Annotated in this window: 13 protein-coding genes; 11 read left to right on the forward strand and 2 right to left on the reverse strand. The window is 74.3% G+C overall.

All coding sequences use genetic code 11. The annotated features are described in order from the left end of the window. Positions 1 to 55: 55 nt before the first annotated feature. A complete protein-coding gene (locus AB0N04_RS28145) occupies positions 56 to 778 on the forward strand; it encodes a hypothetical protein (RefSeq protein ID WP_360206604.1) in 723 nt (240 codons plus the stop codon). A gap of 278 nt (positions 779 to 1,056) precedes the next feature. On the opposite strand, the gene AB0N04_RS28150 is transcribed toward AB0N04_RS28145, so the two are convergent. Both AB0N04_RS28150 and AB0N04_RS28155 read right to left on the reverse strand, forming a co-directional pair. After that, positions 1,057 to 1,497 carry an ATP-binding protein gene (locus AB0N04_RS28150; protein ID WP_360206607.1) on the reverse strand — a complete coding sequence of 147 codons (441 nt, stop codon included), beginning with the start codon at positions 1,495 to 1,497 and terminating at the stop codon, positions 1,057 to 1,059. A gap of 158 nt (positions 1,498 to 1,655) precedes the next feature. After that, entirely contained in the window at positions 1,656 to 2,045 is a 390-nt protein-coding gene (locus AB0N04_RS28155; protein ID WP_360206610.1) for an STAS domain-containing protein, read from the reverse strand. Between the two features lie 221 nt (positions 2,046 to 2,266). Here AB0N04_RS28155 and AB0N04_RS28160 point away from each other — a divergent pair, with 221 nt between their 5' ends. The 10 genes from AB0N04_RS28160 to AB0N04_RS28205 all read left to right on the forward strand — a co-directional run bounded on the left by AB0N04_RS28160 (position 2,267) and on the right by AB0N04_RS28205 (position 14,267). Beyond that, the gene (locus AB0N04_RS28160; RefSeq protein WP_360206612.1) at positions 2,267 to 3,922 is read left to right on the forward strand and encodes a PP2C family protein-serine/threonine phosphatase; all 1,656 of its coding nucleotides are present in this window, start codon (positions 2,267 to 2,269) and stop codon (positions 3,920 to 3,922) included. 62 nt (positions 3,923 to 3,984) lie between these two features. After that, a complete protein-coding gene (locus AB0N04_RS28165) occupies positions 3,985 to 5,043 on the forward strand; it encodes a cobalamin-dependent protein (RefSeq protein ID WP_360207159.1) in 1,059 nt (352 codons plus the stop codon). Next, on the forward strand, positions 5,040 to 5,399 hold the full coding sequence (locus AB0N04_RS28170) for an STAS domain-containing protein (protein ID WP_360206613.1): 360 nt from the start codon (positions 5,040 to 5,042) through the stop codon (positions 5,397 to 5,399). The genes AB0N04_RS28165 and AB0N04_RS28170 overlap by 4 nt, the downstream gene beginning before the upstream one ends. Positions 5,400 to 5,590: 191 nt before the next feature. Continuing rightward, complete coding sequence (locus AB0N04_RS28175) at positions 5,591 to 7,555, forward strand: APC family permease (protein WP_360207162.1); 1,965 nt, start codon at positions 5,591 to 5,593, stop codon at positions 7,553 to 7,555. A gap of 315 nt (positions 7,556 to 7,870) precedes the next feature. Next, positions 7,871 to 8,713 (forward strand): STAS domain-containing protein, encoded by an 843-nt coding sequence (locus AB0N04_RS28180; RefSeq protein ID WP_360206614.1) that lies wholly within the window; start codon positions 7,871 to 7,873, stop codon positions 8,711 to 8,713. Next, positions 8,710 to 9,087 (forward strand): STAS domain-containing protein, encoded by a 378-nt coding sequence (locus AB0N04_RS28185; protein ID WP_360206616.1) that lies wholly within the window; start codon positions 8,710 to 8,712, stop codon positions 9,085 to 9,087. Before AB0N04_RS28180 ends, AB0N04_RS28185 begins: the two co-directional genes overlap by 4 nt. Next, positions 9,084 to 9,500 (forward strand): anti-sigma regulatory factor, encoded by a 417-nt coding sequence (locus AB0N04_RS28190; protein ID WP_360206618.1) that lies wholly within the window; start codon positions 9,084 to 9,086, stop codon positions 9,498 to 9,500. Before AB0N04_RS28185 ends, AB0N04_RS28190 begins: the two co-directional genes overlap by 4 nt. After that, complete coding sequence (locus tag AB0N04_RS28195; protein WP_360206620.1) at positions 9,488 to 10,756, forward strand: ATP-binding protein; 1,269 nt, start codon at positions 9,488 to 9,490, stop codon at positions 10,754 to 10,756. The genes AB0N04_RS28190 and AB0N04_RS28195 overlap by 13 nt, the downstream gene beginning before the upstream one ends. Next, a complete protein-coding gene (locus AB0N04_RS28200) occupies positions 10,753 to 12,600 on the forward strand; it encodes an ATP-binding protein (RefSeq protein WP_360206623.1) in 1,848 nt (615 codons plus the stop codon). Before AB0N04_RS28195 ends, AB0N04_RS28200 begins: the two co-directional genes overlap by 4 nt. Then, the gene (locus tag AB0N04_RS28205) at positions 12,597 to 14,267 is read left to right on the forward strand and encodes a fused response regulator/phosphatase (RefSeq protein ID WP_360206625.1); all 1,671 of its coding nucleotides are present in this window, start codon (positions 12,597 to 12,599) and stop codon (positions 14,265 to 14,267) included. Before AB0N04_RS28200 ends, AB0N04_RS28205 begins: the two co-directional genes overlap by 4 nt. The last annotated feature ends 64 nt before the right edge of the window (positions 14,268 to 14,331 follow it).

Here is a 14,331-nt window from a genome sequence, read left to right on the forward strand (position 1 = left end):
CTGGGTGACCCGGGGCCCAGGACAGATGACGGACCGCCACCACTAGACTCCCCGCGTGTCTTCCCATCAGCTGATAAGCCTGGCCTCCGGTCTGAGCCTCGTCACAGCACTCGTCGTCCTGGTCAGTCGCTGGAGCGCCGGCGCCCGGGCACCGGAACGGCCGTCGGTCGCGCTACCGACCTTCGAGTACCGGGCGCACGGCGGTTCCGGCTGGATCGACCAGACCCTCGCCATCACCAACCCGAACGCCGTCGACGTGGCCCCGGTCCTCGCCTTCACCCCCGTGGACGCCGACGGGCGCGCCCTGCGCAAGGTCCGCGTCGCCACGGCGTACGGCAGCGACCGGGGCGAGCTCGTGGTCCACCCCGACGGCGGCTTCGACGTACTGAACTTCTCCGGCCCGGACGCGGACCGGGTGGCCGACGTCCGGGTGACCGTCACCAAGCTCCTGGTGCTGCCCGCCGCCGGCCCGTCCGGCTACATCGAGGCCAAGCCGACCCGCGGCGGCGAGGCGGTCAGCCGCTTCGCCACCTTCGACGCCGTCGTCCTGGAGAACCCGCATCCGGAACCGGTCACCCGACGTGTGGTGCACCTGGTCTACGACTCCCCGCGGCCCGGGGCCTCCCAACAGGTCGTCCACGTGACCCCGATCGGAGACCTCGCCGTGGTGCCCCCCGAGGGCCACCTGGTCGTCCCGGTCACACCCCCCGTCGCCGCCCTGATCCGCGACCGCGGCGCCGGCCAAGCCGTCAGCCTCAAGACCTACCCCTCCCGCTGACCCACCGGCCCCTCGGGCCCCCGGGAACCGGCCGCCTCACGGCCCAGGGACACTCTGATCGCCGTTGCTGCGCGCCGACCCGGTCGGGTGCAGCCCCGCTGCCCGCGTTCCCGCGGCCGGCGCCGGGCCGGCGGCACAGCCGCGTACGGGACCGAGGGCAGGACGAGGCCAGCCCGTTCCGGGCTCTGCCGTCCGGTCGTCCTGTCGTGCCTCCGGCTCGCCGACGGCTCCCACCGGGAGCGCCCGGAATCGCCCCGCAGACGGGGTTGACGACGGTGCTAGCGGACGGGAACCGTGATGCTGATGCGCTTGCCGCCGGTGGGCAGCGGCCGGACGGTGCAGCTGGCGGAGATCCGGCGGACGATCATCCAGCCGCGGCCGCCGAGCCGGCTCGGGTCCCGGCCGTCGGGCTCGGGCTCCCGGGGGTACTGGCTGGTGGCGTCCTCGACCTCGATGCAGAGCACCGTGGCGTCCGCGGCCAGCCGGGCGCGGAACGCGGTGAGGCCTCCGCCGTGGCGTAGGGCGTTGGTGACGAGTTCGGTCGCCGCCAGGTGGGCGTCCCGACGGGCGGCGCCGGTGTCACCGGGGACGTGGTCGAGCAGGCCGGTGATGACTGCCCGGGCCTGCGCGGCCGTGGTCACCGCGCGGCCGGCGTCGACCGGCCCGGACAGCGGCTCGTCCGCGAGCTCTCCCGCGGGGGCCGGTACGTGTGCGGACACGGGGCTCGCCGTGCGGTCGGGGCGGGGGGACGGTTCCGGCATGCGAGGACCTCGAATGAGTGGAGTCGCAGGGCGTCCGGCGGCGTGCGGGGCCCCCGAGGCGTCGGCTGCCGCGTGCCCCGGAGGTCGGGCACGCCGCCGCACCGCACCGGCCGCGGTCATCGGCGGTCGCCCCTGCGCGGCTTCGTGACGTCCGCGCCGGCAGCCGCCTCCCTGGCCGAGGCTGCGAAGTGGAAGTAGCCGGCGGTGGCGGAAACGTCGAACAGTCGCTGCACCACCGGGTCCAGCGGACCGGCGATGACGAGTCGCCCGCCGGCTGCGGCGAGGCCCCGGTGCGCCTCGAACAGGGTGTGCAGGGTGGAGGAGTCGGCGAAGGTCACCCCGGACAAGTCCGCGATCAGCAGGGCCGGACGGCGCCCACGGGCGCAGCGGATCCTCTCGGCGAAGTCCTGGGCGCTCTCCCAGTCGAGATCGCCCCGGGCGCACACCACTTGATGGCCATCCGGCTCGCGGGCTTCGCGGCTGCCCGCCTCGGCGTTCTCCGTCACAGCGGGATGCTACGGCATCCCGCTGTGACGGTGCCGGGCGGGTCCCCCGTCCCTGTGCAGGACGTTACGATCGCCCGGTACGGGGCGTACTGTCGACTCTGTCGGCCTTGGACGGACATCGGGCCACCGGCGTGGTTCGTCCCCGTCCGCGCCGCATCCGCGGTGGTCTCCGGCCGCTGCCAGAACGAGTGACGAGGTGATGGTCCGACAGGGCCGACGCGATGGTACCCCTTCCGACGGACACCCCCCGCACGACGGCCGAACCCGGGCTGACCTTCCTCGGTGATGCCCCTTATCCGGTCCTGGTCCTGGCGGCCGACGGATCGGTCGTACACGGCAGCGACGCTGCCTGGGAGCTGATCGGCGGCCCCGCCGGAGTGGAGGGCGGGACGATCGCACCGTGGCTGCTCGACGCGCACCTGCGGATCTCGGCCGACCGCGACGGCCGCGACCACGACCCCCGACCGGCGGCGGTGCCGGTGCGCGGGCTCCTCGCCGCTGGCGAGGTGGAGGCCCATCCGTCGGTCCGGGCGGACGGCACCGTCGTGTGGTGGCTGGTGGACGGCGCCGACCGTGGTCTCGCACTCGCGGTCGAACGCGAACGTTGGTCACTCCTGGCCCAGTTGTCGAGCCTGCTGCTCTCCTCGCTGAACGTCCAGCGGTGCCTGGAAACCACCGCGCAGCAGGCGGCCGCCCACCTCGCGGACGCGGCGGTGGTCATCTCGCCGACCAGCGGCCGGGTCTTGCGCTTCGTGTCCTGTGTACGCGGCGGCCGACCGGTGCACGGCGGCGTACGGGCGGACCCGGCGGAGGTCCCCGGCCTGGCGGAGGCCCTGCGCGGCTTCCCGCCGGTACCGTCGCGCTGGATCGACCCGGATGCGGCGCCGGACTGGCTGCTGCCCGACGGTCTGGACGCCCTCGGCGCGGTGTCCGTCACCCCGCTGCCGGGTCACGGCGTGCCCGCAGGGGCGCTCGTGCTGCTGCGCGGCCCCGGGCACGGCGCGTTCGCGCCGTCGGAGGAGGTCTTCGCCCGGCTGTTCGCCGCCCGGGCGGGCGCCGCCGTCTCCGCCGCGGTGATGTACTCGGAGCAGGCCGCCGTCACCGACCTGCTGATGCGCGAGCTGCTGCCGCCGCGGCTGGAGCAGGTCAACGGAACGGACTACGCGGGTGGCTACCGGGCCTCCGTCGACCGGGACCGGATCGGGGGCGACTTCTACGACGTCCACCCCGCCGCGGATCCCGATGGTGAGACGCTGGCGGTGCTCGGCGACGTCTGCGGAAAGGGGCTCGAAGCCGCCGTGCTCACCGGCAAGATCCGCAACACCCTGCACGCGCTGCTGCCGATGGCGGACGACCACCCCCGGTTGCTGACGCTGCTCAACCGAGCCCTGCTGACCTCGCACCACACCCGGTTCGCCACGATGGTGCTGGCCTCGGTCCGCCGCCGGGAGGAGCGGGTGACGGTCCGGCTGTCGGCGGCCGGCCACCCGGCTCCGCTCATCGTCCGTGCCGACGGGCGGGTGGAGGCGGCCCGCACCTCAGGGAGCCTGGTGGGCGCGCTCCCGGAGACCACCGTCGAGTCGGACACCGTCGTCCTGGCACCGGGCGAGGCGTGCGTGCTGTACAGCGACGGCGTCACCGAGGCCCGCGGCGGCCCCCTCGGCGACGCGATGTTCGGCGAGGAGCGTCTGCGCCGGGTACTCGGCGAGTGCGGGTCCACGCCCGCGGAGGCGATCGTCGAACGCGTCCTGATGCTCGCCTCCCAGTGGGTCGGCAGTGGCCGCCACGACGACATGGCCGTCATGGTCGTCGCCGCGCCGCGCAGCGGCGGGCTGCCCGGGGACGGCGGGCGCGGCATCGACGGGTTCGCCGCGTGACGGCCCTCGACATCACCGTCACGACACCGTCGGCGGGCGCGGCGGACCACTGGGCCGACGAGCTGTGGGCCGCGGTCGCCGCCGGCAGCGAGTCGGCGGCTCGTGCCGTCGCCTTCGGAGCACTGAACGCGGGCGTGAGCCCCGAGTCCGTCCTCCTGGACGTGATCGCCGAAGTCCAGGCCAGGGTCGGCCACGCCTGGGCGGCGAACCGGATGACGGTGGCGCAGGAACACGCGGCCACGGCCGTCAACGACCGGGTGGTCACCGCGCTTGCGCACCACCCGGCCGTCCTCGACGCCACGCCCCGGGATTCCCGGGGGCGGGTCACCGTGTCGTGCGTCGACGGTGAGTGGCACGCCTTTCCCGCCCGGTTGCTCGCCCAGGTGCTGAGTCTGCACGGCTGGGAGGTCGACCACCTCGGCGCCCAGGTGCCGACTCCGCACCTGATCGGCCGACTGCACCGCAGCGCCCCCGTCGCCCTGGCGCTGTCCGCCTCGCTCGCCCCGCGCCTGCCCGCCGCCCACACGGCGATCACCGCCGCCCAAGCCGCGGGCGTCCCCGTACTGGCGGGCGGGGCGGCCTTCGGCCCCGACGGCTGCTACGCCCGTCTGCTCGGCGCCGACGGCTGGGCGGGGCACGCCCGGGGCGCGGCCGAGTGGCTCGCCGACGGCCCGCCCGCCCCCGTGCGGCACCAGCCCCTGGACGACCTGCCCCACCTCGCCGACCAGGAGTACACCCTGGTCAGCCGGAGCGCGCCGCGCCTGGTCGGCGCCGTCATGTCCGGCCTGGCCGAGCGGGTCCCCGCCGTGCGCGGCTACGCCGAGGTCCAGTTGCAGCGCACCGCCGAGGACATCGCCCACATCGTGGACTTCCTCGCCGCGGCCCTCTACACCGACGATCGGGACCTGTTCGGCCGGTTCCTGACGTGGACCGCCGGCGTCCTCACGGTCCGCGCGGTCCCGGCCGCCTCCCTGCTGCCCGCCCTGGACGTCCTCCGCCACGAGCTGCGGGACCTGCCGCGCTCCGTCACGATCCTCGATCACGGCCGCACGGTCGTCGACCTCCTGACCGACCCACCGAACGTCCTCCACCAGCACCAGCACCACGGAAACCCGGCATGACCGCGACCCCCGAACCCGTTCCCGACGTCCTCACCCCCGAGCCGTCCGCGACGCTCACCGTCGAGGTCGAGGGGGACCTCGACCACGAGACCTGCGACGCGCTCCTCACCGACGTCACCACCGGGCTGTCCGCCCGGCCGTCCGTGACGACCGTCCACCTGGACTGCAGCGCCATGACCATGTGCGACTCCATGGGCCTGTCGACCCTGCTCCAGATCCGCCGGCACGCCGACGCCGCCGGGTTGAGCCTGCTGATCGAACCCCGTCCGGCGCTCCTGGACCGCGTCCTCCAGCTCACCGGCACCTCCGACTACCTGCTCCGCCGGTCCCCAGGGAGCGGCTCCCCGGGCCTCTGACCCCCGCACGCCTCACCCGAACGAGCGGCCTTTCCACCGTCGCCCGACACGATCGGCATGCTCCGCGGTTCCCGGGGCAGTCGAGCGGGAGCCTCCGGCAGAACGCCGGACGGACCGCCCGAAGGGGGACGAGGGTGACGGTCACGGAGCGGACGCGGGCGGAGCAGCGGCAGGTCGCCGCGGCGGGCGAGGTGCCGGAACGCCTCGGGTACCGGGTCAAGCGGCTACTGCTGGGGCCGCCCCTGGTGACGGCGCAGCTGCGCGAGGAGACGCTCTCCAAGCCGGTGGCGCTGGGCGTGCTCGCACCGGACTGCATCAGCTCCAGCGCCTACGGCACGGAGCAGATGCTGACGCAGCTCCTCCCCGTGGCCGGCATGGCGGGCTTCGCCCTCGTCATGCCGGTGACCGGGGTCATCCTCGCCCTGCTGCTCCTGCTCACCCTGTCGTACCGCGACGTGGTGACCACCTACACCCGGGCCGGGGGTTCCTACGTGGTGGCGCGGGAGAACTTCGGCCCGCGCACCGCCCAGATCGCGGCGGTGGCCCTGCTGATCGACTACGTCGTCACCGTCGCGGTGCAGACCGCCGCGGGTACGGACGCCCTGGCCTCCATGGCACAGCTGCTCCTCCACACCGACATCGGCCCGGACAAACTGTGGATCTCCGTGGGGGTGCTGGGCCTCCTGTGCTACGGGAACCTGCGCGGCATCAGGGAGGCGGGCAAGGCGTTCTCGGTCCCCACGTACCTGTTCGTCGCCGCCGCCGGCCTGACCGTCGTGGTGGGGCTGGTCCGGTTGGCGGCGGGCAGCCTGCCGAGGCTGGGCACGGCCGAGCTGCACGCCGTCGGTGCCGTGCCGGTGGGCACGCCGGGCGACGGCCTGCTGATGGGCGCCTCGCTGTTCGTCCTGCTGCGGGCCTTCGCCAACGGCGGGTCCTCGCTCACCGGCCTCGAGGCCATCTCCAACGGGGTCGGCGCCTTCCGCGAACCGCGGGGCGTCAACGCGCGCCGCACCCTCGTGGTCATGAGCGCGGTCCTCGGCGGCCTGGTGCTCGGGATCTCCGCGCTCGCCTGGTGGACACACGCGATCCCGTACACCTCCGGCAGCCCGACCGTGCTGGCCCAGGAGGCGCACCTGGTCTTCGGCGGGAGTGCCCCGGGACAGGCGATGTTCGCACTGGTCCAGGTCGCCACCGCGCTGATCCTCTACACCGGCGCGAACACCTCCTTCAACGGCTTCCCGTTCCTGGCCGGCTTCGTCGCCGAGGACTCCTTCCTGCCGCGCCAGCTCACCCGGCGCGGCCACCGGCTCGCGTTCTCCAACGGCATCCTGGTGCTCACCGCCGTCTCCCTGGCCCTGCTGCTCGTCTCGCGCGGCAACCTCACCCACCTCGTCTCGCTGTACGCGATCGGGGTCTTCACCGGCTTCCTCATGGCGACCGCCGGCCTGGCCAAGCACCACTGGCAGCGCCGGGGGAGGCACCGCACCGTCAAGACCGCCGTCAACGCGGCCGCCGCGGCCGCCTCCGCCGCCGTGGTCGTCGTCTTCGTCGTCACCAAGTTCACCGAGGGCGCTTGGCTCGTGGTGGTCGTCTTCCCGGTCGGCGTGTGGGCCCTGATCCGCACCAACGAGCGGTACCGCAACGAGGCCGAGGCCCTGGAGGCGGCGCCCGCCACCGCCACCGGCGCGACCCGCCCGCGCCACGTCGTGCTGGTGCTGGTCGACCGGCTCGACCTCGCGGTCCTCACCGCGCTGCGCTACGCGCACACCCTGCGCCCCGACGGGCTGCGCGCCGTGCACGTCGCCCTCGACACGGCGCACGCCGAGCACCTGCGGCGTTGCTGGGAGGCCAGCCGGGCCGCCGACGTCCCGCTCGACCTGGTGGAGTGCCCGGACCGCCGGCTGCACCGCGCGATCGCCCGGCTCGCGGGCCGCACCACCGCCGACGGCCGCACCCAGGTCACCCTGCTGATCCCGCGCCGCTCGTACGGCCCGGTCCTGGGACGCCTGCTGCACGCCCGCAGCGGGGACTCGATCGCCCACGCGGTGAGCCGGCTGCCGCACACCGCCGCCACCATCGTGCCCTTCGACGTCTCGGCGGCCGTCCGGGAGCACCGGCACGGCGGACCACCGGCGGCGTCGTCGCGGTGCCCCTGAGCGCACGGGTCGTCGCCGGGTGCCTGCTGCTCAACGGGTCCGGATGGTCCGCAGGGAGGGCGGCCTCCCGGCCGACCCGCTCGCGCTGCCGGCCGGGCTCGCCGTCCTGGGCACACCCGGACGGCCGGTCGCGGCGACCCCCGCCGGGACGGGCCCGTCGCGGCCGTGATCCGGGCCGATCGGAAATCGGCGGGCCCGAACGTGCATGGGATCCGGATCGCGGGGCAGACGGGGCCCGGTTGACCCGGGGCGACGGGTCGGGCCCCGGCCCGGGTCTCCCGGGACCGGTATGCCTGTGATGGAAGGGTGCGCCTGATGGCGGTAGAGGAATCGTCCGAACGGCTCGTCGAGCTCCTGACGCGAAACGACGCGGTGCTGGACCAATGGGTGGAGGCCGTGTCGGCCATCCTGCGCGGCCGGATCAGCCGGGCCGAGCTCGAGAAGGAACTGACGGACCTGTACCAGGCCCTGGCCCAGGCCCTGCGCCAGGGCGGCCTGGAGTGGCAGGAGGAGGGGTACTCCGAGGTGCGGGCGCTGCTGGTGGAGCTCTCGCGCAGCCGGGCCCGGCACGGGTTCACACCCACCGAGACCGCGATGAGCGTCTTCGCCTGCAAGGACGTGCTGGAGCCCACCACCGCCAGTTCCGCCGAGGACATCACCGCCTACCTCCAACTCGCACGCTTGCTGGACGCGTTGGGCCTGTTCACCATCGAGGTGTACGCCCGCACCCGCGAGGAGATCATCAGCGCCCAGGCCGAGCAGCTGCTCGAACTCTCCACCCCGGTGGTGAAGCTGTGGGAGGGCGTACTGGCCGTGCCGCTGGTCGGAACCCTGGACTCGGCTCGCACCCAGATCGTCATGGAGACGCTGCTCCAGAGCCTGGTGGACTCCGAGGCCGAGCACGCCATCATCGACATCACGGGTGTACCGGCGGTGGACACCGAGGTCGCCCAGCACCTGCTCAAGACGGTCGTGGCCGCCCGGCTGATGGGTGCGGAGTGCACCATCTCCGGCATCCGGCCGCAGATCGCCCAGACTCTCGTGGCGCTGGGCGTCCAGTTCGGGGACATCGTCACCAAGGCGACCCTGGCCGACGCGTTGCGGTACGTGCTCCAGCGCATCGGTGGCGACCACGCCGTGACCGGCGGTCACCAGTGACCGAGCGCGTCCCCATCCTCAAGCTCGGCCGGGTCCTGCTGGTGTCGATCCAGATCGACCTGGAGGACCAGACCGTGGTCGACCTACAGGACGACCTCGCCGCACGGATCGTGGCGACCGGTGCCATCGGGGTCGTCATCGACATCACCGCGCTGGAGATCGTCGACTCCTTCGTCGGCCGGATGCTGGCCAACACCGCGGCGATCTCCCGGATGCTCGACGCCGAGACGGTCGTCGTGGGCATGCGGCCCGCGGTGGCGATCACCCTGGTCGAACTCGGCCTGTCCCTGGGCGGGGTGCGCACCGCCCTGACCCTGGACAAGGGCCTCGCCCTCCTGGACCGCGACCGCACCGCACGTGCGGACCGCGCATGACAGGGTCAGCCGGAGAAACGGAGCAGACGGTCCCGATCATGTCCAACGACGACGTCGTCCGGGCCCGGCAACTGGTGCGCACCCTCGCGCAGCAGGCCGGGCTCTCCCTGGTGGACCAGACCAAACTCGTCACCGCCGCGAGCGAACTGGCCCGCAACACCCTGGTCTACGGCGGCGGTGGAGCGATGCACTGCGGCACGGTGCGCCGGGACGGACGGAAGGGCGTGCACGCGGTGTTCGAGGACAGTGGCCCGGGCATCCCCGACATCCACCTCGCCCTGACCGACGGTTGGACCTCCGGCGGGGGCCTCGGGCTCGGCCTGAGCGGTGCGCGCCGTCTGGTGGACGACTTCGCCCTGGAGAGCGCGGCCGGGGCCGGCACGAAGGTGTCGGTGACCAAGTGGCGACGCTGACGGTCCCGTTGCTCGAGTGCGAGGACGCGGTCTGGTTCCGGGACGCCGAATCGTTGCCCGCCGCCGCGCGCAGTGCGGCGCGGGCCATCGCGCACCGCGCCGGGCTGCTGCCGGAGAGGGTCGCCGAGGTCGGGCTGGCGGTCAGCGAGGCGGCGACCAACCTGCGTCGCCACGCGGTGGACGGCTCGCTCCTCCTGCGGGTGGTGCGCACCGACAGCGAGGCGGCCGTGGAGTTCGTCGCTCTGGACAGTGGCCCCGGGATGGCAGACGTCCCCCGCTCGCTCACCGACGGAGTCTCGTCCGGAGGGACGCTCGGCATCGGCCTGGGCGCCATCGTCCGGCTCGCCGACACCTTCGACGTGCACTCGCTGCCGGGCAGGGGCACCGCGATGACCGCGCGGTTCTGGAACCACACGCCCGGCGGCCGCCGCGCGGCGGCCGGCAGGGAGGCGGTGGTGGCGGGCGTCACCCGGCCGATGAGCGGCCAGGAGCTCTGCGGGGACGCCTGGGCCGCACGGCCCGTGCTCGTGGCACCGCCGGCCGGACCGGACCGGGCGCCCGCGGGGGCCGGAGCAAGACGGTCACGCCGCCAGACCGCCGATGGAACCGTCCTGGACTGGTCGGTGCTCACGGGCGCGGCCCGGCGCCCGGCTCAGCCCCCCCTTCAGGACCACGGCACGCCGGTCTCCTCACCCGGCGGGCCGACCCGGTCGACCGGGCCCGTGGGGTCGACGGCCGACCCCACCACCGGGGCGTTCCTCGTCATGTTCGTCGACGGGTTGGGCCACGGGCCGCTCGCCGCCAAAGCCGCGCTGGACGCCGTCGCGGCCTTCCGCCGCAGCGCGGCGCGAACCCCGGAGGCCGTGTTGTCCGACGTCCACGGCGCCCTGCGCGCCGGACGCGGCGGAGCGGTCGCGGTCGCGCTCGTCGAGCCCGCAGCGCAGCGGATCGGCTTCTGCGGCGTCGGGAACATCAGTACCTTCGTGGTGGCCCCGTCGACCGGGACCCGCCGCTCACTGCCGTCCGCGCCCGGCATCGTCGGACACCAGATGCCCGCCCTGCACACGGTCCGTCATCGGCTCGCCCCCGGCAGCGCGGTGGTCATGCACTCCGACGGCCTGACCGACCGCTGGCAGGCCCAGGCCTTCGCCGGCGTGCTCGAGCACCTGCCGGTCACCGCCGCCGCGCTCCTGCTGCGCGAGGCCGGCGTGCGCCGGGACGACGCGGGCGTCCTCGTGGCGAAGGGCCCGTGGTGACGGGCCCCGAGGAACCGCAGGTGGTCCGGCTGGGGACGGTCCCGGTCGCGTCTGCGCAGGACGGCTTCGCTCTGCGCCGCATCGGCAAGTCCGTCGCCGAACTGCTCGGCTCGGACGGCCAGGACGCGATCCGGCTGGCCACCGCCCTGAGCGAAATCAGCCGCGACATGCTCGGATCCGGCCGGCTCACCACACACTTCGACCTGTGCACGGCACCCGGGAGGGTACTGAGCGTGACCGTGGACTGGCACGGCTCCGACGGCCCGTCCGCCGACGCCCTGAACGCCTCCGCCCGCCTGCTCCCGACCAGCCACGGACCGGCCGACGGCGGCGGTTGGGTGCGCCTGGACCACCGGCTCCCCGCACCGACCGGCGAGCAACCGGACGGCGCGGAGGAGGCCCGCCGGCTGTTGGACGCGCACGGCGGCCCGGCCGACCCGGACGACTTCCAGGCGCAGACCCAGGACCTGATAGCCGCGCTCGAACGGACCAGGGCCCAGAGCGAGGAACTGAAACGGCTCAACGACGAACTGGCCGAGACCAACCGCGGCGTCGTCGCGCTCTACGCCGAACTCTCCGAGGAACTGGAGGAGACCAACCGCGGCGTCGTCGCCCTCTACGCCGAGCTGGACGAGAAGTCGCGGCAACTGCGCGAGGCCAGCGAGGCCAAGACCCGGTTCTGGGCCAACGTCAGCCACGAGCTGCGCACCCCCGTCAACTCCGTCGTGGGACTGGCCGAGCTGCTCCTCGCGGACGCGGACGCGCCGGCGACGGAGCGCGGACACCGGCTCTCACTGATCGCGGACTCCGGCCGCACCCTGCTCGCACTCGTCGACGAGCTCCTGGACGTCGCCAAGGCAGAGTCCGGGAACCTCGAACCCAGCTGGGCACCGATGGACCTGCACGCCGTGCTCGCCCAACTGGACGGCACACTGCGCGGTCTCGCCCGGCCCGGCGTCACGCTGTCCGTGACCGCCGACGCCGACCCCGGCCCGATCCTCGGCGACGAGACCATGCTGGCCAGGATCCTGCGCAACCTGCTGTCCAACGCCCTGAAGTTCACCGAGGCCGGGTCGGTCCGCCTGACGGCACACCTGGACGGTACCGGAGGCGCGGCCGGCCCGGGCGAGCTGGTGCTGACCGTCTCCGACACCGGCATCGGCATCCCGGCGGACCAGCACGCGCGCGTGTTCGAGGAGTTCTACCAGGTCAAGGGCCCCCACCAGCGCGGCCGCCACGGCACCGGGCTCGGCCTGCCGTACGCCCGGCGGCTGGTCGGACTGCTCGGCGGGACGATGCACCTGGAGAGCAGCCCGGGCAGCGGCACCACCATCACCGTCCGGCTGCCGGCCGCGCCCGCGCCCGGCCCGGGCGTGCTCCCCCGCGCAGCCCGCCTGGTCGTGGTGGACGACGACGCGGCGTTCCGGGCCGTCCTGCGGCCGCTGCTGCGAGACCTCACCGACCACGTCGTGGAGGTCCCGGACAGCGGCGACGCCCTCGCCACCCTCCGGCGCGAGCGCCCGGACGCCCTGATCCTCGACCTGCACATGAGCGGCCTCGACGGCTACGCGGTCCTCGCACGACTGCGGGGCGACCCGGACCTGCACGGGCTCCCGGTCGTCGTCCTGACCTCGGCCGACCCCTCCTCCCTCGATCGCGACCGGCTGACGCACGCCCGGTCGGTGCTGCAGAAGTCCGGCCTGACCGCCGGGCGGCTGTCCACTGCCCTGTCCACCGCGATCGCGCCCCCGAACGGACCGCTGGGCCGTCCCCTCCGGGACGCGTCCGCGGCCCCCGAGGGCGCACCGCCCGAGCACCACGTTGAAACGGAGGGCGGACCGTGACCACCGCAGCCCCCGACGCAGGCCCCGCCACCGTCCTCGTCCTGGACGACAACCCCACCACCCGCTACATCGTGGGCAGCTGGCTGCGCCGCTCCGGACACACCGTCGTCGAGGCCGTCGACGGCACCCAGGCGCTGGCCCTGCTCACCGGCGCCCCGACGCACGAACTGCCGGAACTCGCCATCGTGGACGTGAAACTGCCCGACATGACCGGCTTCGAGGTGTGCGAGCGGATCAAGGGCCGGCCGCGCACAGCCGACCTGCCGGTCGTCCACATCTCCGCCACCGCCATCGAAGCCAGCGATCGCACCCAGGGCCTGCACCGGGGCGCGGACGCCTACCTGACCGAACCCATCGACCCCGCAGAACTCCAGGCGACCGTCACCGCCGTGCTGCGCTACACCCGGGCGCGCCGCAGGGCCGAACGGCTCGCCGACCGGGTCGCCGCACTGCACCGCAGCACGCTGGCGCTCTACGACGCCGCCGACGCCGACACCCTGGTCACCGCCGCCGCGCTGGGCGCGACCGAGCTCGGTGCGGCCCAGGCCACCGTCGTCGTCCTGGGGCCCCACTCGGAGACGCTCCACCTCGCCCACTGCTCCCCGGCGGCGGCCCCGGACGGCGGGCCCGACGGACCCGTGCCGGACACGGGCCCGTCGGTCCGGCTGCGCACCGCCCCGCCGGTCCTGCTCGACACCCTCGCGCACCACACCCTCGGCGACGCCACCGGAACCGACTCGGCGCTGCTCACCGCCGTCGAGTGGCGGACCGCCCTGGCCGGCGCGGCCGCGCCGCAGGACGTGACACCCGACGGACCGGTCACCCTGGTCGTGGCCCGGACGAAGCCGGGCCGCCCCCTGGTGGCGCTGGCGGTCGATCCGCAGGCCGCCGCGGGTCTGGACCAGCACCGGTTGCTCTCCCAGCTCACCCAGGCCGCCGCCCTGGCCCTGGAGGCCCTGCGGAGCCAGGCGGAGGAGCACGCCCTGGCCCTCACCCTCCAGCGCAGCTTCCTGCCCGACCGACTACCCTCCGTCACCGGCGTGGACCTCGCCGTCCGCTACGAGCCCGCCTCCGACCGAAGCGAGATCGGCGGGGACTTCTACGAGGCCATCGACACCCCGGCCGGGCTGCTCCTCGCCATCGGCGACGTGGCCGGCCACTCCCTCGAAGCCGCGATGGTGATGGGCGAACTGCGCCACGCGCTGCGTGCCTACGCCATCGAGGGACATGATCCGCAGACGCTGCTGCGCCGGCTGGACACCCTGATGGTCCGGCTGCGCCCTGGCGTCACGGCGACCGTCTGCCTCGTGCTCATCGAGCCCGGCGGCCGCCGGATCCACGTCGCCAACGCCGGCCACCTGCCGCCACTGCTCCGGCTGGCCGACGGCTCCACCCGCTACCTCACCGAGCACGGCATCCTGCTCGGACTCGACCTGCCGCAGCCGCCCGCGACGACCCACGACACTCCTGCGGGAAGCACCCTCCTGCTGGTCACCGACGGCCTGGTGGAGGTTCCGGGCGAGCACCTCGAAGTAGGCCTGGGCGCGCTCAGGGAGTCCTTCGCCGAGGCGCCAGCCGACCTCGACGCGGCGGGCGACCTGCTGCTCGGCGCGTTCGCCAAGGCGCAGGCCGACGACGTGGCCCTGCTGCTCGCCCACCTCCAGTGACCGGATCGCCCGACCGCCGACCGCCGACCGCCGACCGCCGACCGCCGACCGCCGACCGCCCCGG

This window comes from Kitasatospora sp. NPDC051702, from assembly GCF_040681575.1.
In the GTDB taxonomy this organism is placed as follows: Bacteria; Actinomycetota; Actinomycetes; order Streptomycetales; family Streptomycetaceae; genus Kitasatospora.